23 protein-coding genes and 1 riboswitch are annotated in these 22,242 nt (G+C 64.3%); of the genes, 12 read left to right on the forward strand and 11 right to left on the reverse strand.

Features of this window, described 5'->3' with window-relative positions; translation table 11 throughout:
* Window positions 1-221 precede the first annotated feature (221 nt).
* Window positions 222-917, reverse strand: coding sequence for a thiol:disulfide interchange protein TlpA (tlpA, locus tag GGQ99_RS10140; protein WP_183262458.1), 696 nt, complete (start codon window positions 915-917; stop codon window positions 222-224).
* A gap of 32 nt (window positions 918-949) precedes the next feature.
* Between tlpA and argH the strand changes: the two genes are divergently transcribed.
* The 5 genes from argH (at window position 950) to GGQ99_RS10165 (ending at window position 7,126) form a co-directional block, all read left to right on the forward strand.
* Window positions 950-2,350 carry an argininosuccinate lyase gene (argH, locus tag GGQ99_RS10145; protein WP_183262459.1) on the forward strand — a complete coding sequence of 467 codons (1,401 nt, stop codon included), beginning with the start codon at window positions 950-952 and terminating at the stop codon, window positions 2,348-2,350.
* Between the two features lie 8 nt (window positions 2,351-2,358).
* On the forward strand, window positions 2,359-2,634 hold the full coding sequence (locus GGQ99_RS10150; RefSeq protein ID WP_183262460.1) for a hypothetical protein: 276 nt from the start codon (window positions 2,359-2,361) through the stop codon (window positions 2,632-2,634).
* Between the two features lie 90 nt (window positions 2,635-2,724).
* On the forward strand, window positions 2,725-2,931 hold the full coding sequence (lptM, locus tag GGQ99_RS10155; protein WP_183262461.1) for an LPS translocon maturation chaperone LptM: 207 nt from the start codon (window positions 2,725-2,727) through the stop codon (window positions 2,929-2,931).
* A 30-nt stretch (window positions 2,932-2,961) separates the two neighbouring features.
* A complete protein-coding gene (gene lysA / locus GGQ99_RS10160; RefSeq protein ID WP_183262462.1) occupies window positions 2,962-4,230 on the forward strand; it encodes a diaminopimelate decarboxylase in 1,269 nt (422 codons plus the stop codon).
* Window positions 4,231-4,549: 319 nt separating this feature from the next.
* The gene (locus tag GGQ99_RS10165) at window positions 4,550-7,126 is read left to right on the forward strand and encodes a TIGR02302 family protein (protein ID WP_183262463.1); all 2,577 of its coding nucleotides are present in this window, start codon (window positions 4,550-4,552) and stop codon (window positions 7,124-7,126) included.
* A 38-nt stretch (window positions 7,127-7,164) separates the two neighbouring features.
* Here the strand turns inward: GGQ99_RS10165 and GGQ99_RS10170 are convergent, their stop codons facing one another.
* Both GGQ99_RS10170 and GGQ99_RS10175 read right to left on the reverse strand, forming a co-directional pair.
* Window positions 7,165-7,791, reverse strand: coding sequence for a glutathione S-transferase family protein (locus GGQ99_RS10170; protein ID WP_183262464.1), 627 nt, complete (start codon window positions 7,789-7,791; stop codon window positions 7,165-7,167).
* A gap of 94 nt (window positions 7,792-7,885) precedes the next feature.
* On the reverse strand, window positions 7,886-8,746 hold the full coding sequence (locus GGQ99_RS10175; RefSeq protein ID WP_183262465.1) for a LysR substrate-binding domain-containing protein: 861 nt from the start codon (window positions 8,744-8,746) through the stop codon (window positions 7,886-7,888).
* A gap of 340 nt (window positions 8,747-9,086) precedes the next feature.
* Between GGQ99_RS10175 and GGQ99_RS10180 the strand changes: the two genes are divergently transcribed.
* The gene (locus tag GGQ99_RS10180; RefSeq protein ID WP_183262466.1) at window positions 9,087-10,031 is read left to right on the forward strand and encodes a DMT family transporter; all 945 of its coding nucleotides are present in this window, start codon (window positions 9,087-9,089) and stop codon (window positions 10,029-10,031) included.
* Here GGQ99_RS10180 and GGQ99_RS10185 read toward each other — a convergent pair.
* From GGQ99_RS10185 to GGQ99_RS10195, 3 genes are all read right to left on the reverse strand, one after another.
* Window positions 9,998-10,399: a response regulator gene (locus tag GGQ99_RS10185; protein WP_183262467.1), complete on the reverse strand. Its 402-nt coding sequence runs from the start codon at window positions 10,397-10,399 to the stop codon at window positions 9,998-10,000. The genes GGQ99_RS10180 and GGQ99_RS10185 overlap by 34 nt on opposite strands.
* Before the next feature lie 69 nt (window positions 10,400-10,468).
* Window positions 10,469-11,011, reverse strand: coding sequence for a hypoxanthine phosphoribosyltransferase (gene hpt, locus GGQ99_RS10190; RefSeq protein WP_183262468.1), 543 nt, complete (start codon window positions 11,009-11,011; stop codon window positions 10,469-10,471).
* A 9-nt stretch (window positions 11,012-11,020) separates the two neighbouring features.
* Entirely contained in the window at window positions 11,021-11,659 is a 639-nt protein-coding gene (locus tag GGQ99_RS10195; RefSeq protein WP_343061709.1) for a hypothetical protein, read from the reverse strand.
* A gap of 197 nt (window positions 11,660-11,856) precedes the next feature.
* On the opposite strand from GGQ99_RS10195, the gene ftsE reads away from it, so the two are divergent.
* From ftsE to GGQ99_RS10215, 4 genes are all read left to right on the forward strand, one after another.
* Complete coding sequence (gene ftsE, locus GGQ99_RS10200; RefSeq protein ID WP_055973192.1) at window positions 11,857-12,516, forward strand: cell division ATP-binding protein FtsE; 660 nt, start codon at window positions 11,857-11,859, stop codon at window positions 12,514-12,516.
* The gene (locus tag GGQ99_RS10205) at window positions 12,509-13,522 is read left to right on the forward strand and encodes a cell division protein FtsX (RefSeq protein WP_183262469.1); all 1,014 of its coding nucleotides are present in this window, start codon (window positions 12,509-12,511) and stop codon (window positions 13,520-13,522) included. The genes ftsE and GGQ99_RS10205 overlap by 8 nt, the downstream gene beginning before the upstream one ends.
* Window positions 13,523-13,584: 62 nt before the next feature.
* On the forward strand, window positions 13,585-14,328 hold the full coding sequence (locus GGQ99_RS10210) for a YdcF family protein (protein WP_404801256.1): 744 nt from the start codon (window positions 13,585-13,587) through the stop codon (window positions 14,326-14,328).
* 107 nt (window positions 14,329-14,435) lie between these two features.
* Window positions 14,436-15,224 (forward strand): lysophospholipid acyltransferase family protein, encoded by a 789-nt coding sequence (locus GGQ99_RS10215; protein WP_108606828.1) that lies wholly within the window; start codon window positions 14,436-14,438, stop codon window positions 15,222-15,224.
* Here GGQ99_RS10215 and GGQ99_RS10220 read toward each other — a convergent pair.
* Both GGQ99_RS10220 and GGQ99_RS10225 read right to left on the reverse strand, forming a co-directional pair.
* Window positions 15,221-16,276, reverse strand: a complete 1,056-nt coding sequence (locus GGQ99_RS10220; protein WP_183262470.1) for a bifunctional transcriptional activator/DNA repair enzyme AdaA — start codon at window positions 16,274-16,276, stop codon at window positions 15,221-15,223. The genes GGQ99_RS10215 and GGQ99_RS10220 overlap by 4 nt on opposite strands.
* Before the next feature lie 71 nt (window positions 16,277-16,347).
* The gene (locus GGQ99_RS10225) at window positions 16,348-16,866 is read right to left on the reverse strand and encodes a gamma-glutamylcyclotransferase (protein WP_183262471.1); all 519 of its coding nucleotides are present in this window, start codon (window positions 16,864-16,866) and stop codon (window positions 16,348-16,350) included.
* 54 nt (window positions 16,867-16,920) lie between these two features.
* Between GGQ99_RS10225 and GGQ99_RS10230 the strand changes: the two genes are divergently transcribed.
* Window positions 16,921-17,919 carry a DUF2125 domain-containing protein gene (locus GGQ99_RS10230; protein ID WP_183262472.1) on the forward strand — a complete coding sequence of 333 codons (999 nt, stop codon included), beginning with the start codon at window positions 16,921-16,923 and terminating at the stop codon, window positions 17,917-17,919.
* 89 nt (window positions 17,920-18,008) lie between these two features.
* On the opposite strand, the gene GGQ99_RS10235 is transcribed toward GGQ99_RS10230, so the two are convergent.
* Together GGQ99_RS10235 and hisC are read right to left on the reverse strand one after the other, a co-directional pair.
* Window positions 18,009-18,944: a prephenate/arogenate dehydrogenase family protein gene (locus GGQ99_RS10235; RefSeq protein ID WP_183262473.1), complete on the reverse strand. Its 936-nt coding sequence runs from the start codon at window positions 18,942-18,944 to the stop codon at window positions 18,009-18,011.
* 3 nt (window positions 18,945-18,947) lie between these two features.
* Window positions 18,948-20,060, reverse strand: coding sequence for a histidinol-phosphate transaminase (hisC, locus tag GGQ99_RS10240; protein WP_183262474.1), 1,113 nt, complete (start codon window positions 20,058-20,060; stop codon window positions 18,948-18,950).
* A 152-nt stretch (window positions 20,061-20,212) separates the two neighbouring features.
* Window positions 20,213-20,290: riboswitch (SAM riboswitch) on the forward strand.
* A gap of 51 nt (window positions 20,291-20,341) precedes the next feature.
* On the opposite strand from hisC, the gene metA reads away from it, so the two are divergent.
* Window positions 20,342-21,265 (forward strand): homoserine O-acetyltransferase MetA, encoded by a 924-nt coding sequence (metA, locus tag GGQ99_RS10245; protein ID WP_183262475.1) that lies wholly within the window; start codon window positions 20,342-20,344, stop codon window positions 21,263-21,265.
* Window positions 21,266-21,312: 47 nt separating this feature from the next.
* On the opposite strand, the gene GGQ99_RS10250 is transcribed toward metA, so the two are convergent.
* A complete protein-coding gene (locus GGQ99_RS10250; protein WP_183262476.1) occupies window positions 21,313-22,170 on the reverse strand; it encodes a LysR family transcriptional regulator in 858 nt (285 codons plus the stop codon).
* Window positions 22,171-22,242 lie beyond the last annotated feature (72 nt).

A 22,242-nucleotide genomic window follows, 5' to 3' on the forward strand; every position in this document is an offset into this window, starting at 1 on the left:
TGCAACCTGGCAATGAATATTCGGATCGTTCGAAAACGAAACCGAATTGCCGACAATTAGGCGCATCTGAATTACCGGCAACGCCGGCTAACGAAAGGCACGGCCAACGCCGTCAGACAACGAAAAAGCCTTTCGCGCACGAATGGCGCGAAAGGCTTCGCCTTCGCTTTGCAATCTGGAATTGCAGTCGGCAAAACGACTGCGGTGTGGAAACGCCGGGCTTATTTGGCCAGCGCCGCCTCGATGAGCTTCTTGGCGTCGGGGCTGGCCCATTCCGCCGGGCCGTTCATGTTGGCGAGCAGGCAGCCTTCGCCGTCGACCAGCAGCGTCACCGGCAGGCCCAGCGCCAGGCCGCGCTTCTTGAGGTCATTGAAGACGGCAAGCGTGTTGTCTCTGTAGTAGCCGAGCGAGGTGATGCCGATCTCGTCGAGGAACTTCTTTGGCTTGGTGTCGTCGCCGGTGTCGACGTTGACCGCCACGACCTCGAAATTCTCGCTGCCCATCTCGCGCTCCAGCGCATCGAGCGCCGGCATTTCGGCGCGGCAGGGCGCGCACCATGTCGCCCAGAGATTGATCAGCAACGTGCGGCCCCCATGATCGGCCACCGTCATCGGCTTGCCCTCGGGGTCGTTGAAGGCGAGCTTCTTCAGCGACTGCGGCGGATCGGCCGGCATCATTGCCGCCACCTGGCCGGTGGCTGCGGCCCCGACCGCCTTGGCGATGTCCGCCTTGGCGGCACAAACCTTGTCCTCGGCGCTTGCGTCCGCGCTCGTATCAGTGGCGAGCTGAGGCGCAGAGGCGTTGTTGCCAGGAAGGGTGCTGCTGACATATACCGCGACCGCGCCGGCGATCACGCCTGCAACGGCGGCTAGGACGATATGGCGTGGCGCGGGGATCATTTTTCTGCGGTCCGACATCTAATCAATTTTCTCCGGAGCCCGGTATCACGATGAGCGACAAGAAGGCCAGCAACCAGATGTGGGGCGGACGTTTTGCCTCGGGCCCGGCCGCGATCATGGAGGCGATCAACGCCTCCATCGGCTTCGACAAGAAGCTCTACGCCCAGGACATCCGAGGTTCCGTCGCCCACTCCGAGATGCTGGCGGAAACGGGCATTATTTCTGTCGCAGATCAACAGAAAATCGCTCACGGGCTGAACACGATCCTGCGAGAAATCGAAGACGGCAAGTTCACCTTCTCGACCCGGCTCGAAGACATCCACATGAACATCGAGTCGCGCCTAGCTGAGCTGATCGGTCCGGCCGCCGGCCGCCTGCACACCGCCCGCTCGCGCAACGACCAGGTGGCGGTCGACTTCCGCCTCTGGGTCAAGGATGAATTCCACCGCATCGCCGAGGCGCTGAAGGGGCTGATCGCGGCCTTCCTCGAACGCGCCGAGCAGCACGCAGGAACGGTCATGCCCGGCTTCACCCATCTCCAGACGGCGCAGCCGGTGACCTTCGGCCATCACTGCATGGCCTATGTCGAGATGTTCGCGCGTGACCTCAGCCGCGTCCGCGACGCGGTTCAGCGCATGGACGAGAGCCCGCTGGGTGCCGCCGCTCTCGCTGGCACCGGTTTCCCGATCGACCGTTTCAAGACCGCCGCAGCGCTCGGCTTCCGCGAGCCGACCCGCAACTCGCTCGACAGCGTCTCGGACCGCGACTACGCGCTCGAGTTTCTGTCGATCGCCGCGATCTGCGCCACGCATATGTCGCGGCTCGCCGAGGAGATCGTCATCTGGTCGACGCCGCAATTTGGCTTCGTGCGCCTGTCGGATTCCTTCTCCACCGGCTCGTCAATCATGCCGCAGAAGAAGAACCCTGACGCCGCCGAACTGGTGCGTGCCAAGACCGGCCGCGTCAACGGTCATCTGATCGGTCTTCTGACTGTGATGAAGGGCCTGCCGCTGACCTATTCCAAGGACATGCAGGAAGACAAGGAAGCGGTGTTCGACGCCGCCGAGACGCTCGACCTGATGCTCGCCGCCATGACCGGCATGGTCGGCGACATGACCATCAACGACCAGGCAATGAAGCGCGCCGCCGGCTCGGGCTATTCGACCGCGACCGACCTTGCCGACTGGTTGGTGCGCGAGATCGGCCTGCCCTTCCGCGAGGCCCACCACGTCACCGGCCGGGCCGTGGCACTGGCCGAAAGCAAGAAGGTCGGGCTGGAAAAGCTCACGCTTGACGACCTCAAGTCGATCCACGACGGCATCACCGACGACATCTTCTCGGTGCTGTCGGTGCAGAACTCGGTGAAGAGCCGCACTTCCTTCGGCGGCACGGCACCCGCAGAGGTGAAGAAACAGATCCGCTACTGGAAGAAACGTCTTACCAAGGCCTGAGGTCTGAGATGGAAACCGACGACATCTTTGTAAGGCATGCCAATCAAGGCAAGGCCAAACTGAGTCTGTCGCTCCTTCCGAACGAAAGTGAGGAAGAGGCGGCCGCCCCACTCATTCTCATTCAGTGGCCCCAGCAAGCACTGCGTCTGTTGGGCGAACTTCTGATCGCAATAGCAGACAGCGAAAAAGAGCGGCATAGGTCGGCCAGTCCCAAAGGCGCCGGAAGCTTTCACTTTGATCCGGCGTCGGAATTCGGTTTCTACATTAATCGACTGGACGAATAGCTGAAGACAACGCGGCGCGTGATTGCCGGGGTGCAAAGCCCAAAAATCTCCGCTACAAGCGGCGAGGAATTTTTCTCGGATGGATGGGTCATGACCGCTGGCAGGATTTTGGTGACGCTTGGGCTGATCGCGGCGGTCGGCATGGTTTCGGCCTGCGGCCGCAAGGGCGACCTCGACACCCCTTACGATGCAGCAGTGCAGGCGCAAAAAGATGCTGCAAAGGCCGGCCAGCCCGCGACCGCCACGCCGCAGAAACCGGTCGAGGACAAGCCTTTCATCCTCGACCCGCTGCTCTGAGCCGCGCTCCACCTTTCGAAAGCAGTTGCCGTGAACCATTTCGACTATCGTGACGGCGTCCTCCACGCTGAAGACGTAGCGCTGACCGACATCGCGCGGATCGTCGGCACGCCGTTCTATTGCTATTCCACGGCGACGCTGACGCGACACTTCAACGTCTTCTCCAAGGCCTTTGCCGACCTCGACGCGCTGGTCTGCTACGCCATGAAGGCGAATTCCAACCAAGCAGTGTTGAAGACGCTTGCCCGGCTCGGCGCCGGCGCCGACGTGGTGTCGGAAGGCGAGATGCGGCGTGCGCTGGCCGCGGGCATTCCGGCGAACAAGATCCTGTTCTCCGGCGTCGGCAAGACGGCCCGCGAGATGGATTTCGCGCTGCAGGCCGGCATCCTGTGCTTCAATGTCGAATCCGAACCGGAACTCGAGCTTCTGTCGGCACGCGCAGTGGCCAATGGCAAGGCCGCACCGGTGTCGCTGCGCATCAACCCCGATGTCGACGCCAAGACGCACAAGAAGATCTCGACAGGTCTCGCCGAAAACAAGTTCGGCATTCCAAGGCAGCACGCACGTGAGGTGTATGCCCGCGCGGCCGCCCTGCCCGGTCTCAAGGTGACCGGCATCGACATGCATATCGGCAGCCAGATCACCGAGCTGCAGCCCTTCGACGACGCCTTTGCGCTGCTGGTCGAGCTGGTCGCGACGCTGCGCGCCGACGGCCATGCCATCGACCATGTCGATCTCGGCGGCGGGCTGGGCATTCCTTACAAGACCGACAACTCGCCGCCGCCGCTGCCCGACGCCTATGCCCAGATCGTGCACAAGCATGTCGGCAAGCTCGGCCTCAAGGTGATGTTCGAACCGGGCCGCCTGATCGTCGGCAATGCCGGCATCCTGGTGTCCGAAGTGATCTTCGTGAAGGAAGGCGACGCCAAGAACTTCCTCATCGTCGACGCGGCGATGAACGACCTGATCCGGCCGACGCTCTACGACGCCTATCACGACATCCGCCCGGTGGTGCAGGCCAAGGCCGATGCGCCGCGCATGACGGTCGACATCGTCGGGCCGGTCTGCGAGACCGGCGATTTCCTCGGCCTCGACCGCGACCTGCCAAGGCTCAACTCAGGCGACCTGATCGCGGTCAGCACTGCCGGCGCCTATGGCGCGGTGCAGGCGGGCACCTACAACACCCGTCCCTTGGTGCCGGAAATTCTGGTCGACGGCGACCGCTTCCACGTCATCCGCAAGCGCCAGACCTATGACGAACTGATCGGCCTCGATTCTGTACCGGACTGGCTGGCGTAGGAGCGTCGTATCTGGTGCGGTTGCTCGGCCGTGCGTCCTTCGACAAGCTCAGGATGAGGACGGTCAGCGCCAGCGATGTATCGTCGAACCGTTCAAATCGAACTCCTTCAACGTGAGCGCCACCAGCACCAACGGTCCACATCCTGAGCTTGTCGAAGGACGCATGATCGAGCAACCGCACTAACTCGATCAACAATCAGCGAAGATAAACCTGGGTGGCTATTTCACGATTGCGTTGGTCGCCTCGCCTTCGCCGTGATTGATGGTATTCTGCCATAGGCAGGTGGCCGCATCCCGCGCCGCCCAAGCGGAAGGGCCGATGACGGAACCGACCAGATCAGCTCTGCATCGAGACATCGCCGCCAGACTGGGCAGGACACGCCTGGCCATAGGCGCGGCCATGATCGTCGAGCGTGGCTGGCCGCTGGTGCTGCCGCTGCTCGTCACAGCCAGCTTGTTCCTCAGCCTGTCATGGCTCGGCCTGTTCCGCCTGTTGCCCGACATGGCGCGACTGGCGCTGATCGTGGCCTTCGCCATCGCCGGGCTCGCGTCGCTCTATCCCCTGCGTTTTTTCCGCCTGCCTTCCTGGGCCGAGATCGACAGCCGCCTCGAACGCGCCAACCAGCTGCTGCACACGCCGGTGCAGGTCCAGACCGACCGGCCATCGGGCAAGGCGGACGGGTTTGCCGACGCCCTGTGGCGCGAGCACCAAAAGCGCATGGCCGAGCGGCTGGGCACCCTTGGCGGCGACATGCCGCGCACCAACGTGCCGGAGCGCGACCCCTGGGCGCTGCGGGCGGCGGCGGCACTGCTGCTGGTCTGTGCCTTCGCCTTCTCGTTCGGCCCGATGGGCGGCCGGCTGGGCGACGCCTTCCGGGCGCATGCGGCGCGCGACGCCGTTCCGCCGCGCATCGACGCCTGGGTGACGCCGCCGACCTACACCGGCAAGGCACCGATCTTCCTGACCGCCGACGCCAGCAAGGACGTTCCCGTCATCAGCGTGCCGGAAGGCAGCGAACTGTCGTTGCGGGTGACCGGCGGCAGCGGCGAGGAAACGCTTGCCTACACCAATGCCAAAGGCGAGGTCCGTGATATTGCACCGAGCGGAGCCAACGCCGATCCGGCCAAGCCGGCAATGACAGGCCCGGTTGCCGCCGTGCGGCAGTTTGCCGACAAGCTGACCACCGAGGGCCGGCTTACGCTGAAATCCGGCAACGACGATCTGGACAGCTGGGCCTTCACCGTCGTCGCGGACAATGTGCCGAAGATCAGCTTCGTCGGCGAGCCCAAGCGCGCCGTCAACGGTACGCTGGAACTGACCTACAACATCGAAGACGACTACGGCGCCGCTTCGGCCAAGGCCGATTTCGCCCTTGCCGAGGACCAGGCGCCGGATGCGCGCCCGCTCTACGGCGCACCCGAAATGCCGCTTTCACTGCCGCGCCGCGGCGCCGCGAAGAAGCCTGTGAAGGCAACGCGCGACCTGACTGAGCATGTCTGGGCCGGCGCCTCCGTCAGGCTCACACTGCACGCCGTCGACGACGCCGGCCAGGAAGCGAAAAGCGAAACCAAGACGATCATCCTGCCCGAAAAGCCCTTCACCAACCCGCTGGCCCGGGCGGTGATCGAGCAGCGCCGGCTGCTGGCGCTCGACGCCAACGCCAAGCCGCGCGTGCTCGAGCTGATGGACGCCATCACGCTGAGACCAGAGGACACGATCGACAACCTCTCGCACTATCTCGCTTTGATGAGCGCGCGTGCGCGGCTGAAGATGGCCGGCTCCGACGACCAGTTGCGCGAGGTCGTGACCTATCTCTGGCAGGTCGCGCTCGGCATCGAGGAAGGCGACCTGTCGGCGGCGGAGAAGCGTCTGCGCCAGGCGCAGCAAGCACTTCAGGATGCGCTCGAACGCGGCGCCAGCGACGAGGAGATCGACAAGCTCATGGCCGAGCTCCGCGAAGCCATGAACGATTTCCTGCGCGAGTTTGCCGAACGCAACCAGCAGAACCAGACCACCCAGAACCAGGCGCCCGGCCAGGAGCTGCGCCAGAGCGACCTGCAGCGCATGCTCGACCAGATCGAGAACCTGGCCAAGTCGGGCAATCGGGACCAGGCCCGCGAGTTGCTGTCGCAGTTGCAGGACATGATGAACAACCTGCAGGCCGGCAGGCGCCAGCAAGGCCAGCAGGGCCAGCAGAACTCCGAAATGCGCCAGCAGATGGACAAGCTCGGCGAGATCATGCGGCGCCAGCAGGAGATGATGAACGAGACGTTCCGCATGGACCAGATGCAGCGCGGCCAGCAGCAGCAGGACAACCCTTTCGGCGAGAACGGCGAGCCCGGCGAGCAGCAGCAACAGGGCCAGCAAGGCGAAGGCCAGCAGGGCCGGCCGATGACGCCGCAGGAATTTGCCGACGCGCTCAAGCAGTTGCAGCAGGGCCAGGGCCAGCTTGAAAAAGACCTCGAAGCGCTGATGAAGGGCCTCGAAGGCATGGGCATCAAGCCGGGAGAAGGTTTCGGCGATGCCGGCGAATCGATGAACCAGGCCGAGGGTGCGCTCGGCAAGGGCGAAGGCGACCGCGCCGTCGGCCACCAGGGTCGCGCGCTGGAAGCCCTGCGCAAGGGCGCGCAGGACATGATGCAGCAGATGCAGGCCATGCAGGGCGACCAGGGCGGCAGCGAGGAAGGCGGCCGCCAGCAAAACGCCGACCGCGACCCGCTGGGCCGTCCGCGCGCCACCACCGGCCCCGATTTCGGCGATTCGGTGAAGGTGCCTGACGAGATCGACGTCCAGCGCGCGCGCCAGATCCTCGACGCCATCCGCAAGCGGCTCGGCAACGCGCTCAGCCCCGAGCTGGAGCGCAGCTATCTCGAACGGCTGCTCGAGTTGAAGTAGCCGGCCTCCAGCCGGCCGGCTGCATCAGATTGGGATCTTCAGCCTGGAACCATCCCCGCTTCGCGCGCCATGGCGAAATCCTTCTGGCTGGCGCGCTGGAAGGCCGGCCGGGCGGTCAGCCTGTCGAGATATTCCTTGAACACCGGCTTCTCGGGCAGGACCTTCAGCACCTGGGTGCCAAAGTTGATGCCGCCGCCGATCTGGGTGTCGGCCGCGGTGAAGCGGTCGCCGGCGATGTAGGGCCGCGACGACAGCGTGCGTTCCAGATTGGTGATCATTTCGCTGAACGAACCGTAGGAATAGCCGCTGCCCATGAACTCGTGGCCATGCGCCTTGGCCGCCAGGACGGGGTCGAACACCCCATCGGCATAGACAAGCCAGGTCAAATAGGGTGCGCGCATCTTGTCGCCGATGGCGGGCGCCAGGCCCGCTTCGGGGAAGGCATCGCAGAGATAGGTACAGATCGCAGCCCGCTCGGTGACGACCGTGCCGTCATGGACAATCGCCGGGACCTTCTTGTTGGGCTGGATCGACCGGTATTCTTCCGGCGCCCCGTCAGGCGCACGGATATCGATCTTCTCGATCTGGTAAGGCGCGCCGAGTTCCTCGAGCAGCCACAGGATGTTGGACGCGCGCGACCATGGCGCATGGTAAAAAGTGATCATGGCTTCCTCCTCGTTTCAGCTGCCCCCAGCATAGCATCGCCCTCCTGACAGCAGTTTGTCAGGAGCATTGACAGGAAGTCGCCCCAGTCCGGGATCAGCGGCGCTGATGGAAAGCGTCGCGGATGGCGTCCGCCATGGCGTCGACGGCTTCGCTGATGGCGCGCGGGTTACGATGCAGCACGACCCTTGTCGTATCGATCGGGCCGAAGCCTTCGGCTTCCGTCAACTCCCGGCAGTCGGCCGGGATATTGCTGCGCGCGATCGGCGCCACGCCCAGGCCGGCAGTGACGGCAAGGGTCAGCCCGTTCGTGGTGTCGCTGGTATAGGCGAACCGGTAGTCGATGCCGCGCTGTTCGAGCGAGCGGAGTGCCAATTCGCGACACCAGCCCTCGCGGGTGTAGATGGCGACCGGCAAGGGCCGCTCCCGATGCAGGTCATGATGATTCGAGGTGACCCAGACAGTCGGGTCATGCATCAGCACCTCGACGCCCGTAGGCGCCTGCCATTCGAAAACCACCGCCAGGTCAAGCTCTCCAGCCGCAAGAGCCGCCAGTTGGGAGACCGAATAGCCGAACCGGACCGTCACTTCCACCTGGGCGTGGCGCTTGGTGAATGCTCCCAGCGCACGCGACAGGACGGGCTGCCCATACTCCTCCGGCAGCCCGATGCGGACCGGGCCGCCGAGCGGCGCCGACCGCATCGACGAGGCCGTCTCGTCGAGCAATGCGATGATGCGGCGGGCATTGTCGACAAGATCGCCGCCTCGCTGCGTCAGCGTCACGCCACGCGCGCCGCGTTCGAACAGGACGTCGCCGACGACCTCCTCGAGCCGCTTGATCTGCATGCTGATCGCCGACTGGGTGCGCCCGACGGCTTCCGCCGCGCGGGTAAAATTGCCGCTGTCCGCTACCGCCAGGAACGTACGCAAGAGGTCGCTGTCGAGGCGAACGGTCATGGCATTTCACCACCAGTCATAAGGAATTCTAATGACTGCCATCATTCCAATTCGTTTGCATCGTGTCAAACGCCAATGGATAGTCCGCCTACCCATTGGAAGGTGGCCGTTAGATGCGGCTACGGACTGGTAAGTACCGTCCTCACTTTCACCCGCCGCGGTTTTCACGGCGGGTATTTTTTTGCCCGATTCAAAATGCTGCGACGTCCGTTGCGCGTCCGATGGGACGCGCAAAGCTGTAGACCGCTGGACCAACAGCCGGCTGCGACAAGCGCTCTCTATCCGCCGCGTCTCGCGGTAGAACTATCCGACGATCTCATGCGACAGGCCGACGGAGACCATGCAGAACAGAACGCTTCTCGGCATCCTGTGCCTGTGCCTGGGCGTGCTGGTGTTTTCGATCCAGGATGCGCTGATCAAGGCCGTGGCCGGCACCTATCCGGTCAGCCAAGCGCTGCTGATCCGCGCCGTCGTGGCCCTGCCGATCCTGCTTTTTCTCGTACATCGTGATGTTGGCCTGGGCGCGCTGGCGTCACCGAACTGGCGCTTCCTGGCGACACGCTCGTCGATCCTGTTCATCTCCTACTGCGCCTACTACCTAGCGATCCCCGCCCTGCCGATCGCCGATGCCGCGGCACTGTTTTTCCTGGCACCGCTGCTGATCATGACGATGGCAGGCCCCTATCTCGGCGAACGGGTGCCGTGGCAGAGCCTCGTTGCCGGCGCTGTCGGCCTGCTCGGCGTCATCGTGATGGTCAATCCGGGTGCCGGAATTTTCGAATGGGCCGCGCTGCTGTCGCTGGTCTCGGCCTTCCTCTATGGCTTCTCACAGCTGATGGCGCGCAAGATCGGGGTGACCGAAAGCGCCACCACCATGGCCTTCTACCAGAACGCCGCCTATCTCGTCGGCGCGGTCGCGATCGGCGCCACGTTCTCGGCAACCGGCTTCACCCAGACGGGCCACCCCAGCCTCGACTTCCTGATGCGTCCCTGGGTCTGGCCGAGCCTGCGCGATTTCCTGATGATGGGAGCCTGCGGCGTCATTGCCGCGGTCGGCATGACCCTTCTGGGCCAGGCCTACCGGCTTACGCCCGCCAACAAGGCAGCGACGTTCGAATATACCGGCCTGCTATGGGCGCCGCTGTGGGGTTTCCTGTTCTTCACCGAGATCCCGGACAGCGGCACGATCATCGGCGCCCTGTTGATCGTCGGCGCCGGCATCTTCGCGCTGAATGTCGGCGGCCGGTCGCCTCAGGCCGCGCCAGCGAATGCCGCGGCCGACTGACCCGTCCTGGCCAATGCCAGCGACACCCGGTCGCGAATATCGGCAAGCGTGAACGGCTTCTGCACGACATCGATGATGATCGCGTCGAGCTCCTCGGCGCGTTCACGCTGGTCGGCGTAGCCTGTCATCAAAAGGATCGGCAGCCCCGGGAAGGAGCGTGCCGCCAACTGCGCCATCTCGATGCCGTCCATCTCCGGCATGCGGATGTCGGAGACGACAAGGTCGTAGACGCCCTTTTCGGCATGGATGCAGTCGAGCCCCTGCGCACCGTCGCAGGCGACATCGACAATATGGCCGGCGCGTTCGAGCGCGCGGGCAGCGAGGGTACGGACGGACTCGTCGTCCTCAACGATCAGAAGCTTTGCCATGGCGGCGATATTTGCCGCGACAGGTTGACGATTTCTGAAGGCCGGCGAGATTTGTGCCCCGTTGCGGGATCAGGCCTCGCCCTTGACCACCCCGACGAAAGGCAGTTCGCGGAATGCGTGCGCCACGTCCATGCCGTAGCCGACGACGAAATAATCCGGGCAGTCGAAACCGACATAATCGGCATCAAGGTCGGTCTTGCGGCGCATGCGCTTGTCGAGCAGCACGGCGATCGAGCAGCTCTTGGCGCCGCGCGACATCATCAGCTCGCGGGTGAACTTCAGCGTCTTGCCCGATTCGAGGATATCGTCGATCAGCAGCACATCGCGGCCCTTGACCTCGTTGTCGATGTCGCGCAGCACGCGGACCTCGCCGCTGGTCGTGCCGGCGCCGTAGCTCGAGATGAAGATGAACTCGACTTCCGGCGACAGGCCGACATCGTGCATGGCGCGGATCAGGTCGGCGGCGAAAATGAACGAGCCCTTGAGCACCGAGATGACCAGCAGGTCGGTGTAGTCGTGCGCCGCGATATCCTTGGCGAGTTCGAGATTGCGCCGCGCAATCGCCGAAGCGGAGAACAGCACTTCGATTTCCTTGTCGCGCACAACTGGCATGACTTCATCCTATTCCGAGAAAGCGACCGTGACGGTCTTTATCCCGTTCATAGGCACCTCGAGCCGGCTCGAAAAGGCCCATCTTGCGCCTGGCGCCACCGGATCGGCGCCTTTCCCCAGCCTGTAGCGCAGGATCTTGCCGTCGTTTGCCGCAACGGCAATGTCGATCGGTGGCAATGGCGCAGCCGCCTTGCCATCGTTGAACGCAGCCCCGTCGACGAGCAGCACCGGCCTGCGGCCGGAGCTGTCGACCCGCGACGTGACCTCGGCAATGCGCAAGGAAGAGGCCTGCCAGGCCAGCGGAAACGCCGCCGCACGCACGACCGCATGGCCGCCGGACACCCAGAATGCCATTGCCGCCAACGAGATGCCGGCGAGCCAGAAGATCGGACCACCACGAACGGGACTTGGTTCCCGACGTGCTCTTGTCGCCCGCAGCATCTCCATTCCGCCGGCCGAAGCCGCCGAGCCGGGGAAGGCCGGCGGGTCGTCAGCTGATTCGTTGCGGGTATGGGAAGGTTCAATGACCTCGAAATCGGCGTCGACGATGTCTGCCGAATCCACAGCTATCGGCTGGGCGAATGTGTCGCGGGCGTCGGCGGCCATGATTTCGCCGGAAACCGGGCGTGCTTTCCGCTGCTCAGCCATCAGACCCCTTAGACATTTTGCCGAGAGGGGGTAAACGGAAATGGTTAATGCTTCGCCACCGAGGTGCTTTCGAGCCCCACCCCGGACGGAAACTTAACCGTCCGTTAACCATGCGGACCCAAGGTCGTTTCATAGAAACGGGCGACCGGGGTCCCGAGAAAAATCATCGGGATCGATAAACCCAAGGTCTGCAGCACGTGATCCGATTCGAGAATGTCGGCCTCAGATACGGAATGGGACCGGAGATCCTGCGCGATGTCTCCTTCCACATTCCCGAGCGCTCGTTCCAGTTTTTGAGCGGGCCTTCCGGTGCGGGCAAGACCACCCTGCTCCGCCTGCTGTTCCTGTCGCTCAAGCCGACACGCGGGCTGATCAGCGTTTTCGGCAAGGATCGCACCCGCATTTCGCGCGCCGAGTTGCCATTGATGCGCCGGCGCATCGGCGTGGTGTTCCAGGATTTTCGCCTGCTCGACCACATGACCACCTACGAGAACGTGGCGTTGCCGCTGCGCGTGCGCGGACGCGAGGAGGCGAGCTACCGCACCGACGTCATCGAACTGCTGAAATGGGTCGGCCTGGGCGAACGCATGCATGTGCTGCCGCCAGTGCTTTCGGGCGGCGAAAAGCAGCGTGCCGCGATTGCCCGCGCACTGATCGAGCAGCCGGAGATCCTGCTGGCCGACGAGCCGACCGGCAATGTCGATCCGCCGCTGGCGCGACGCCTGCTCAGGCTATTCATCGAACTCAACCGGCTCGGCACAGCAGTGGTCATTGCCACCCACGATCTCGGCCTGATGGACCAGGTCGACGCCCGGCGCATGATTCTCGCCGGCGGAAAGCTCGACATCTATGACTGAAGCTCCTGCCGACACCCGCGACCACGACGAGGAATTCGAGGACGAATTCGAAGATGCGCCGATGCAGCAGCCGGCTCCGCGCCTGCAACGCAAAACGGCACCCATCGTGCCGTCGCAGAACGTCGCCGGCCGGGCGCTGGTGCTGGTCATCGCCATCATGACGTTCCTGTCGTGCCTGACACTGGGTGCGGTGACGCTGGTGCGCGATACCGCCTCGGTGTGGGAGAACCAGATTTCGCGCGAGGCCACGATCCAGATCAAGCCGGTCGACGGGCTCGACATGGACGCAGCGCTTGAGACTGCCGCCCGCATCGCCGGTGAATTTGCCGGCGTGGTTTCGACCAGGATCGTCGACCGCGAGGCCACTGCCCGCCTGCTCGAACCCTGGCTCGGTTCGGGGCTCAACATCGACGAACTGCCGGTGCCGCGGCTGATTATCGTCACCATCGATGAAACCAGCCCGCCGGACTTCGGCGCCATGCGCGCCGCCATCACGCCGAAGGTGCCGACAGCTTCGCTCGACGACCATCGCACCTGGGTCGACCGGCTGGTGGCGATGGCGCGCACCACTGTGACGATCGGCACCGGCGTGCTGGTTTTGATGCTGGCGGCGACCGTGCTGTCGGTGGTGTTTGCCACGCGCGGCGCCATGGCCGGCAACGGTCACATCATCGAGGTGCTACATTTCGTCGGCGCCGAGGCGCGCTTCATCGCCAGCGAATTCCGCCGCCACTTCCTGCTGACCGGCATGAAGGGCGCGGCCGCCGGCGGCGCGGCCGCGGTCATCGTGTTCATCATCTTTTCCTGGTGGTCGTCGCGCAACCTGGCGACGCCGGAAGCCGACCAGGCGACGGCACTGTTCGGCAACTTCGCCATTGGTGCCAACGGCTATCTCGGGGTCGCGGTCATCGTCGCCGTCATCGGCGGGCTGACCGCCGCCACGTCGCATTTCACCGTGGTTCGCTTCCTCGGCGACATGGATCTGCACCAGCCGGACGGGATGTAGACCATGCCGCTATCACGGATCATGTCAAAACGTCACGCAATGTGCATAATGGGGCTCTGTAAATGCCGCATTCCCTGCTTAACCATGGCTTCGTGATGGGACAGAACGCGCTCGCTGCATCGGGGACGGTTTCAGGAACGAGATTCTACCCGGCCGGGCGCTCGCCGCGCCGGAGAACAATCTTTTTGCGCCGCATTCTGTTCATCCTCGTGACGTTCGCCGTCATCTTCACCGGCGGATTCGGCTTCTTTGCCGTCCATGTCAGCGGCATGAGCACGCCTGCGAACCCCGACAAGGCCGACGCCATCATCGTCCTGACCGGCGGGCAGTCGCGGCTCGACGCGGCACTTGACCTGCTCAAGGCGGGCAAGGGCGAGCGTCTGCTGATCAGCGGCGTCCACCCCTCGGCGACGCGCCACCAGTTGCAACTGGCCACCGGCAGCGACAAGTCGCTGTTCAACCGGGTCGACATCGATCGCGCCGCGCTCGACACCATCGGCAATGCCGAGGAAAGCGCCAAGTGGGTCGTCAGCCACGACTACGAGCGCGTCATCCTCGTCACCAACAACTACCACATGCCGCGCAGCCTGCTGGAAATGGGACGGCTGCTGCGCAACGCCAGCCTGGAGCCCTATCCTGTCGTCAATTCCAAGCTGGACGAAGGCCGCTGGCTGACCAAGCCCGAAGCGTTCCGCGTCCTGTTCACCGAATACAACAAGTACCTGCTGGCCCTTGCCCGCGGCATCGTGCCGGTCAAGCCGACGGCCGACGGCGTGCTTGTCGTCCAGGCCCAGGCGGCCGACTAGCTTTTCATTTTCAGCTTTATCGACGTGAACGGCGCGACGCGCCGTTTTCCTTTTTCGGCAGCTTGGTGTAACCAACGGCAACTTCCGTCCTCAGGCGTTCCCCGACAATGCTCCAAATCCGCTCGCTGGCATTCAACTTCGTCTTCTATGTCAGCCTAGTCGTCCAGATGATCCTGTGGACGCCCTACTATTTCCTGTCGCCGCGCCATCGCGCCTGGTTCGTGCCGAAGTTCTGGGCGCGCACGAGCCTGTGGCTGCAGGAAAAGATCGCGGGCACGAAGAGCGAGATATCAGGCATGGAGAACCTGCCGGAAGGCTCGTTCATCCTGGCGCCAAAGCACCAGTCGTTCTGGGACGCCATCGCCTTCTTCCCCTACCTGCGCGACCCGCTCTACATCCTCAAGCGCGAGCTGATGTGGATCCCGTTCTTCGGCTGGTACATCGCCAAGATGAAGATGATCCCGGTTAACCGCGGCAAGCGCTCGGCGGCGCTGAAGGCGGTGGTCGTGGCGACCCGCAAGGAGATGCAGCACGACCGCCAGCTGATCATCTATCCAGAGGGCACGCGCCGCGCACCGGGCGACGAACCGGCCTACAAATGGGGCATCGCCGAGCTTTATGCGGCACTCAACATGCCGGTGGTGCCGGTTGCCCATGTCGCCGGCCTTTACTGGCCGCGCCGCAAGTTCCTGCGCTTTCCCGGCACCATCAAGGCGCGCTTCCTGCCGCCTATCCCTGCCGGGCTGAGCCGCGAAGAATTCATGTCGCGACTGGTCGCTGAAACCGAAGCCGCCTGCGACCAATTCCTGATCGAGGCCGCCAGGTCCGACAACCCGCCGCCTATGCCGCCCACGGCGGTGAAGCGACTCAGGGAACTGGGTATCGAAGTCGGCTAGCCCTGGGTCATCCGTCGCTCGTGCTCGAGCAGCCAGCGCTTGCGCCAGAGGCCGCCGCCATAGCCTGTCAGGTCGCCGCTGACACCGACGACGCGATGGCAGGGAATGACCACGGCGATCGGATTGGCGCCGTTGGCGCGCCCGACCGCGCGCACGGCGGCTGGCTTGCCGATCTCGGCGGCAAGGCCGGAATAGGTCGCCGAGGTACCCGCCGGAATGCGCCGTAGACCATCCCAGACCTGACGCTCGAAAGCGGTGCCCTGCGGCGCCAGCCGGGTGGTGAAAATGGCAGATTTGCCAGCGAAATAGGCGCCCAACTCTGCTTCGATCTGGTCGATCGGTGCAGCCCGCCCAAAGGCGATGGCCGAGCCGGTGGCAGCCTGCAGCTTGTGCACCTCCAATGCCAGGGCCTTGCGTTCGAGGAATTCGAGAATGTGCAGGGCGCGCCGGTCGGCAATGGCGATCATCGGACCGATGGGCGTTTCGATCCAGTCGGCCTTGAGCATGGTCTTGCCGCGCAGCCTGGCCGGTGCCTCGCCGAGGAGCCGGGTCACCGCCGCGCGAAAGCCGCTGCCGGAATCGAAGCTGGCATCGAGTTGCGCGTCGATGACGCTGTCACCCGAAACCAACCGCTCCGCCGCCTGCCCGAGCCGGCGCAGCCGCGCCATCTCGAGAAAGCTCATGCCGAAGCGGCGCTTGAAGGCGCGGCGCACGGTCGAGGCATCGAAGCCCATCGCAATGATGTCGGTTTCGAGCCAGCGCCGCTCCGGTTCGCGTTCGAGCGCGTCGAGCAGGGTCGACACGACCGGCTCGGGAGCACCCGTGCCCATCATCGGCCGGCAGCGCTGGCAGGGCCGGAAGCCGGCATGCAAACATTGGGCGGTGGTGTCGAAGAACTGCACGTTCTCGCGCTTGGGCTTGCGGGCAGCACAGGTCAGCCAGCAGAAGATGCCCGTCGTGCGCACCCCGACATAGGCAAATCCGTCGTAGCCCGGATCGCGCGCGATCAGGGCATCGTAGAGCGTATCATCGCTGGGGCGTTGGAAAAGCATGGCCAATGCTTAGCGCGAGTCCGCTTCCTGGTGCGCCGAAAATCGGGCACGCATTTTTCGCTGCTGACAGGTCATTTGCCGACCAGCCGCGCCACCTCTTCCAGCCAGTGATCGCGGATGCCGAGCGCCTTGAGGTGCTCGACCGTGCTTGCGACGTAGTCCTCGTTGCGGCCGGACTGTCCGACCGCCCCGGTGACGATCTCGGCGGCATGAGCGGCATCGAGATTGCCGGCATATTGGGAATGCTTGCGGTCGGCGACATAGCAGACCGCCTCCACCTTTTCGCCCTGGTCGAGCTGGATCGCGAGCCGGCGCTCGAGATAGACGCTGGTGACGAGTTCCCGGTCGCGCAGATAGGCAAGCACTTCGTCGCGCAGATCTCCAGGCACGCGGAAGGCGAGGCCGACGCAGGAGCCTCCGCGGTCGAGGCCGAGTACCAGCCCGGGCCGCTGCTCGGTGCCGCGATGGACCCAGGACCGGATGCACAGCGCGCGGCGAAAGCCCATCAGCCGGGCGCGGCGCGTTTCGACATGGGCGAACCCCGGACGCCACATCAGCGAGCCATAGCCAAAAACCCAAAAATCGCCCATATCGCCAAGCCTGTTGGTGGTTCGCGGTCGAACCGCGTTAGCGAGAGCCTTAGCATGACGTCAAGCCAGGACCGGAAACCGAACTCAAGCCGCCGCTTCCTGTGGCTGGCACTGTTCATCATCGTGCTGTTCGGTGGCTACAGCGCCGGGTGGTTCTGGTTTGCCGAGCGGGCGCAGCAGGAAGTGGTCCGGCGTATCGCCGAAGTCAACCGCGACGGCGTATCCGCCACCTGCGCCAAGCCCGAGATCAAGGGCTTCCCGTTCCGGATCGGCCTGTTCTGCGACAGGCTGGAATTCGAGGACGCGACGCGGCGGGTTTCGGTGAGCGCCGGCAGCCTGCGCACCGCGGCCCAGGTCTACCAGCCGATGCGCACGGTGCTCGAAATCGACGGGCCGCTGCGCCTGACGGCGCCGGACCTGCCGCAACTCCAGTTCGACTGGGAACTGCTGCATGCCAGCGCTCGCATCGCCCAGCCGCTGCCCGAACGGCTGTCGATCGAGACGCGCAAGCTCGTCGGCCAGGCATCATTCAGCGACGGCACGCCGATGCCGCTGTTCACCGCCGAGGACACCCAGTTGCATCTGCGTCCCAACGGCCCCGATATCGACATTGCCGGCACCTTCACCGGGTTGGCGATCGACCCCAAGGCAACGCATGGACGTCAGCTGCCGCCGCTGGACGGCAGCGCCGACACCTCGCTCAAGAACGGCGTGGCGCTGCTTGCAGACAAAGCGAGAAGCCTGCGTGGCCAGGCAGGCACGATCCGTTCGATGACGCTGTCGACCGGCGGCAACGCGGGTGCTGCGATCAGCGGGCCATGGTCCATCGCTGAAGACGGGCTGTTGGACGCCGACCTCAAGGTGACGATCCGCAACCCGCGCGAGCTGTCGCGCATCCTTTCGGAGATCGTGCCGGAACAGCGCCAACAGTTCGAGACCGCCTTCTCGGGCCTCGCAATTCTCGGCGACGCACCGACCCTGCCGCTCAAGATCGTCAAGGGCAAGGCGACGCTGGGGTTCATTCCGCTGGGCATGGTGCCGGCGGTGGAGTGAGGTGAGCGAATAGCGAATAGCGACGATGTCAGCCCGTGCGGCAGATGCCTGTCACTATTCGCTACTCACTACTCCCTATTCGCTATTCCCTAGTTCTTCACCGGATGTTCGATCGCCTCGCGGCCGAAGTTCGGCACGTCGACCTCCTGGCCGGCGTCGATGATCGACCGGCGGATGGCGCGGGTGCGGGTGAACATCTCGAACAGCTTGTCGCCGTCGCCCCAGCGGATCGCCCGCTGCAGCGAGGCGAGGTCCTCGGAGAAGCGCGCCAGCATTTCCAGGATCGCGTCCTTGTTGTGCAGGCACACGTCGCGCCACATCGTCGGGTCGGAGGCGGCGAGACGGGTGAAGTCGCGGAAACCCGAAGCCGAATACTTGATGACTTCCGACTTGGTCACCGACTCCAGGTCGTCGGCGGTACCGACGATGTTGTAGGCGATGATGTGCGGCAGGTGCGAAACGATGGCGAGCGTCATGTCGTGATGCTCAGGGTCCATCGTGTCGATGTTGGAGCCGCAGCGGCGCCAGAACTCCGACAGCTTTTCGAGCGCCACGGGATCGGTATCCGGCAGCGGCGTGAAGATGCACCAGCGGTTCTCGAACAGGTCGGCGAAGCCGGCGTCGGGTCCCGACTTCTCGGTACCGGCCAGCGGGTGGCCGGGGATGAAGTGCACGCCCTCGGGCACGTACGGGGCCATCTGCGCGATGACGGAGGCCTTGGTCGAGCCGACGTCGGTGAGGATGGCGCCGGGCTTCAGTGCCGGCGCTATCTCGGCTGCCACGACGCCGGAGGAGCCGACCGGCACCGAAACGATGATGAGGTCGGCATCCTTCACCGCTTCCTTGGCGTCGGTCGAGTAGCTGTCGCCGAGGCCGAGTTCCTCGGCCCGCGCCAGGGTTGACGCGCTACGGGTCGAAATGGCGATGTGGCGGGCAATTCCTTCGCGGCGGATGACGCGGGCCAGCGACGAGCCGATCAGGCCGATGCCGACGAGGGCGATCTTGTCAAACAGGGCTTTGGACATTTTTCAACTTTTCAGGAATTCGGTGAGTGCGGCAATGACGCCGCGATTGGCCTCTTCGGTGCCGATGGTCATCCGCAGCGCATTGGGGAAGCCGTAGCCGGCGACCCTGCGCAGGATATACCCGCGCGCGCTGAGATACTCATCGGCAACTGCTGCCGAATGCTTGGCATCGTCCGGGAAGTGAACCAGCAGGAAGTTGCCGACCGAAGGCGTAACGCGCAGGCCGAGCTTCTCGAATTCCTGCACCAGCCACTCAGCCCACTGGGCGTTGTGGGCGATGGTGCGTTCGACATGGGCGCGGTCTTCCATCGCCGCCACTCCGGCCTCGATGGCCGCCGCGTTGACGTTGAACGGTCCGCGCATGCGCTCCAGCACGTCGATGACGTGCGACGGCGCGTAGACCCAGCCGATGCGCATGCCGCCGAGGCCATGGATCTTGGAGAAGGTGCGCGTCATCACCACGTTCTCGTTGGCCGCCACCAGTTCGACACCCGCCTCATAGTCGTTGCGGCGGACATACTCGGCATAGGCGGCGTCGAGCACCAGAAGCACGTTCTTCGGCAGCGCCGCGTGCAGGCGACGGACCTCCTCGAACGGCACGTAGGTGCCGGTGGGGTTATTGGGGTTGGCCAGGAAGACGATCCTGGTCTTCGGCGTCAGCGCGGCAATGATGGTGTCGACGCTGGCCTTCTCGGCGTCTTCCTTGGCGACGACCGGCGTGGCGCCGGCGGCCTGGATGTAGATCTTGTAGACCATGAAGCCGTGCTCGGTGTAGACCGCCTCGTCGCCCGGCGACAGGTAGCTCTGCGACAGCAGGCCGAGCACCTCGTCCGAGCCGTTCGAGCACAGGATGTTGGCCGGGTTGAGCCCATGGGTCGCCGCAATCGCCTGCCTCAGGCGTGACGACGACCCGTCGGGATAATACTCCATCTTGTCGGCGAGTTTCTTCACCGCCTCGATGGCATGGGGCGAGGCACCGAGCGGATTTTCGTTCGACGAGAGCTTATGGACCTTGGTGACGCCTGCGGGAGCTGCGCTCTTGCCGGGGACATAGGCTGCGATGTCCATGATGCCGGCGCGGGGTTCGGGGCGAATCTGCTCAGGTGCCTTGGTCATGTCGAAAATCCTGGATTGGCGCCTCCGGATGGAGGCCGCAGCGGAAATACCCCCCGGGGCCGCCAATGTCGAGGAAAACCGAAGGAAACGGCCGTCCTGGCTGGACCATTGGGTCGCGGTTGACGCAATCCGCGCCCAGGCGTAATAGCAGGGCATAGACCCGTGGTGATTTGGCCGGTCGGCTTGCAGCCACGTTAAACAAGTCGCTAAAGGGCCGTTTGCGATCCGTAAACCGGCTTTGCGACAGCAATGCCGGTTTTTGTTTTTTGGAGTTCGCAACAGTGCCGATCAAGATCCCGGATCAACTCCCCGCCCGCGAAGTACTGGTGAAAGAGGGCGTCTCCGTCATGGACGAGCAGACAGCGCTCCGCCAGGACATCCGTCCGCTGCAGATCGGCCTGCTCAACCTGATGCCCAACAAGGTTCGGACGGAGACCCAGATCGCGCGGCTGATCGGTGCCAGCCCGCTGCAGGTGGAACTGACGCTGGTGCGTATCGGCACCCACAAGGCCAAGAACACCTCCGAGGACCATCTCATTGCCTTCTACCAGACCTGGGAAGAGGTGAAGGACCGCAAGTTCGACGGTTTCATCATCACCGGCGCGCCGGTGGAACTGCTGCCCTTCGAGGACGTGACCTACTGGGACGAACTCAAGCAGATCATGGACTGGACGACGACCAACGTGCACTCGCCATTCTTCATCTGCTGGGGAGCGATGGCGGCCGCATGGCATTTCCACCGGGTTCCGAAGCACACGCTGGACCAGAAGGCCTTCGGCGTGTTCCGGCACAACAACAACGCCCCCGCTTCCCCCTATCTCGCCGGCTTCTCGGACGATTTCGCCATTCCGGTGTCGCGCTGGACGGAGGTCCGCGCCCAAGACATTCCCGAGGGCTCCGGCCTGGAACTGCTGATGGAATCGGAAGAGACGGGCCCGAGCCTGCTGGCCGAAGAGGCCGGCAACCGGCTCTACATGTTCAACCACATCGAATACGACTCGACCTCGCTCAAGGAAGAGTACGACCGCGACGTGGCCGCCGGCGTCGAGATCGCGGTGCCGCACGAATATTACCCCGACGACGACCCGCAGCGCCGGCCGCTCAACCGCTGGCGCTCGCATGCCCATTTGCTGTTCGGCAACTGGATCAACCGGGTCTACCAGACCACCGAGTACGACATGGAAAGCATCGGCAAGGGTCGGTAGCCGATCGCAACATGGCCGCGCTCGGCATCCGGGCGTGGCCTGGCACCCTACCCCGCCGATGCCCGGTGTTCGCGGAAGGCGCAGGCGAGGATGCGCAGCGCCTCGCGCGACCGGCGGTCGGTCAGCGTGGTGTGCAGCACGATCTCCGATGACGGCACTGCCGGCAGGCCGAACTTGCGGCTGATCTCGACGGTGCCGGGCGGCGCCAGCCTGCTCGGGAAAACGGACGTCGCAAGCCCTGCTGCGACACCTGCCGTCACCAGCGATGAGCCGCCACCGACGAACACCTCGACCCACGGGATACCGGCATCGTCGAGCGTGCGCGTGGCCACGTCGCGCACGCCGCAAGCTCGCGACAGCGTCGCCAGCCGGATCGGCTCGCCCTGGCGATGATGGAAGTCCGGAGTGGCGAACCAGCCGAAATGCTCGGGTCCCAAGACCTCGCCATCGCGGCGGTCGTCCTCGCGCCTGACGATCGCCGCATCCAGCTTGCCGCGATCGAAGGCATCGAGCAGATTGCTCGAATTGTCGACCTGGACCTCGATCGTCAGCGCCGGGTCATGCTGGTTGAGCCGTGCCAGCAGCGTCGTCACCTCCGGCCCGGCGACATGCCCGGCAATGCCGAGCGCGAAGTGGCGCGTGCCGCAGGAAAGGCCGGCGACTGCATTGTCATGCGCGACAAGAAACGCGCGCGCGGAATCGATGAACAGAGCGCCTTCGGCCGAGAGCCTAACGCGGCGCGGCGTGCGTTCGATCAGCTTGCGGCCGACCCGCTCCTCCAGCCGCTTCAGCTTGACGCTGACGGCCGCCTGCGTCGAACCCAAAGCGTCGGCGGCGCGCGTGAAACTCTGCAGTTCCGCCACCATGACGAAGTTCCGCACCGCTTCTGCATCCAGCCACAGCATCTCATTTATTCCATTTCGTTATCACTGAAATAGGATTGCATAGCATTTTTATATGTACAAGCGTCGCTTATC

The organism is Aminobacter niigataensis (genome assembly GCF_014200015.1).
GTDB lineage: Bacteria > Pseudomonadota > Alphaproteobacteria > Rhizobiales > Rhizobiaceae > Aminobacter > Aminobacter niigataensis.

What these genes read in the sequence shown, in the direction of transcription:
- tlpA (WP_183262458.1), bottom strand. Translation starts at nt 917, where the DNA reads ATGTCGGACCGCAGAAAAATGATCCCCGCGCCACGCCATATCGTCCTA.
- argH (WP_183262459.1), top strand. Translation starts at nt 950, where the DNA reads ATGAGCGACAAGAAGGCCAGCAACCAGATGTGGGGCGGACGTTTTGCC.
- GGQ99_RS10150 (WP_183262460.1), top strand. Translation starts at nt 2,359, where the DNA reads ATGGAAACCGACGACATCTTTGTAAGGCATGCCAATCAAGGCAAGGCC.
- lptM (WP_183262461.1), top strand. Translation starts at nt 2,725, where the DNA reads ATGACCGCTGGCAGGATTTTGGTGACGCTTGGGCTGATCGCGGCGGTC.
- GGQ99_RS10165 (WP_183262463.1), top strand. Translation starts at nt 4,550, where the DNA reads ATGACGGAACCGACCAGATCAGCTCTGCATCGAGACATCGCCGCCAGA.
- GGQ99_RS10170 (WP_183262464.1), bottom strand. Translation starts at nt 7,791, where the DNA reads ATGATCACTTTTTACCATGCGCCATGGTCGCGCGCGTCCAACATCCTG.
- GGQ99_RS10175 (WP_183262465.1), bottom strand. Translation starts at nt 8,746, where the DNA reads ATGACCGTTCGCCTCGACAGCGACCTCTTGCGTACGTTCCTGGCGGTA.
- GGQ99_RS10180 (WP_183262466.1), top strand. Translation starts at nt 9,087, where the DNA reads ATGCAGAACAGAACGCTTCTCGGCATCCTGTGCCTGTGCCTGGGCGTG.
- GGQ99_RS10185 (WP_183262467.1), bottom strand. Translation starts at nt 10,399, where the DNA reads ATGGCAAAGCTTCTGATCGTTGAGGACGACGAGTCCGTCCGTACCCTC.
- hpt (WP_183262468.1), bottom strand. Translation starts at nt 11,011, where the DNA reads ATGCCAGTTGTGCGCGACAAGGAAATCGAAGTGCTGTTCTCCGCTTCG.
- GGQ99_RS10195 (WP_343061709.1), bottom strand. Translation starts at nt 11,659, where the DNA reads ATGGCTGAGCAGCGGAAAGCACGCCCGGTTTCCGGCGAAATCATGGCC.
- GGQ99_RS10205 (WP_183262469.1), top strand. Translation starts at nt 12,509, where the DNA reads ATGACTGAAGCTCCTGCCGACACCCGCGACCACGACGAGGAATTCGAG.
- GGQ99_RS10210 (WP_404801256.1), top strand. Translation starts at nt 13,585, where the DNA reads ATGCCGCATTCCCTGCTTAACCATGGCTTCGTGATGGGACAGAACGCG.
- GGQ99_RS10215 (WP_108606828.1), top strand. Translation starts at nt 14,436, where the DNA reads ATGCTCCAAATCCGCTCGCTGGCATTCAACTTCGTCTTCTATGTCAGC.
- GGQ99_RS10220 (WP_183262470.1), bottom strand. Translation starts at nt 16,276, where the DNA reads ATGCTTTTCCAACGCCCCAGCGATGATACGCTCTACGATGCCCTGATC.
- GGQ99_RS10225 (WP_183262471.1), bottom strand. Translation starts at nt 16,866, where the DNA reads ATGGGCGATTTTTGGGTTTTTGGCTATGGCTCGCTGATGTGGCGTCCG.
- GGQ99_RS10230 (WP_183262472.1), top strand. Translation starts at nt 16,921, where the DNA reads ATGACGTCAAGCCAGGACCGGAAACCGAACTCAAGCCGCCGCTTCCTG.
- GGQ99_RS10235 (WP_183262473.1), bottom strand. Translation starts at nt 18,944, where the DNA reads ATGTCCAAAGCCCTGTTTGACAAGATCGCCCTCGTCGGCATCGGCCTG.
- hisC (WP_183262474.1), bottom strand. Translation starts at nt 20,060, where the DNA reads ATGACCAAGGCACCTGAGCAGATTCGCCCCGAACCCCGCGCCGGCATC.
- GGQ99_RS10250 (WP_183262476.1), bottom strand. Translation starts at nt 22,170, where the DNA reads ATGCTGTGGCTGGATGCAGAAGCGGTGCGGAACTTCGTCATGGTGGCG.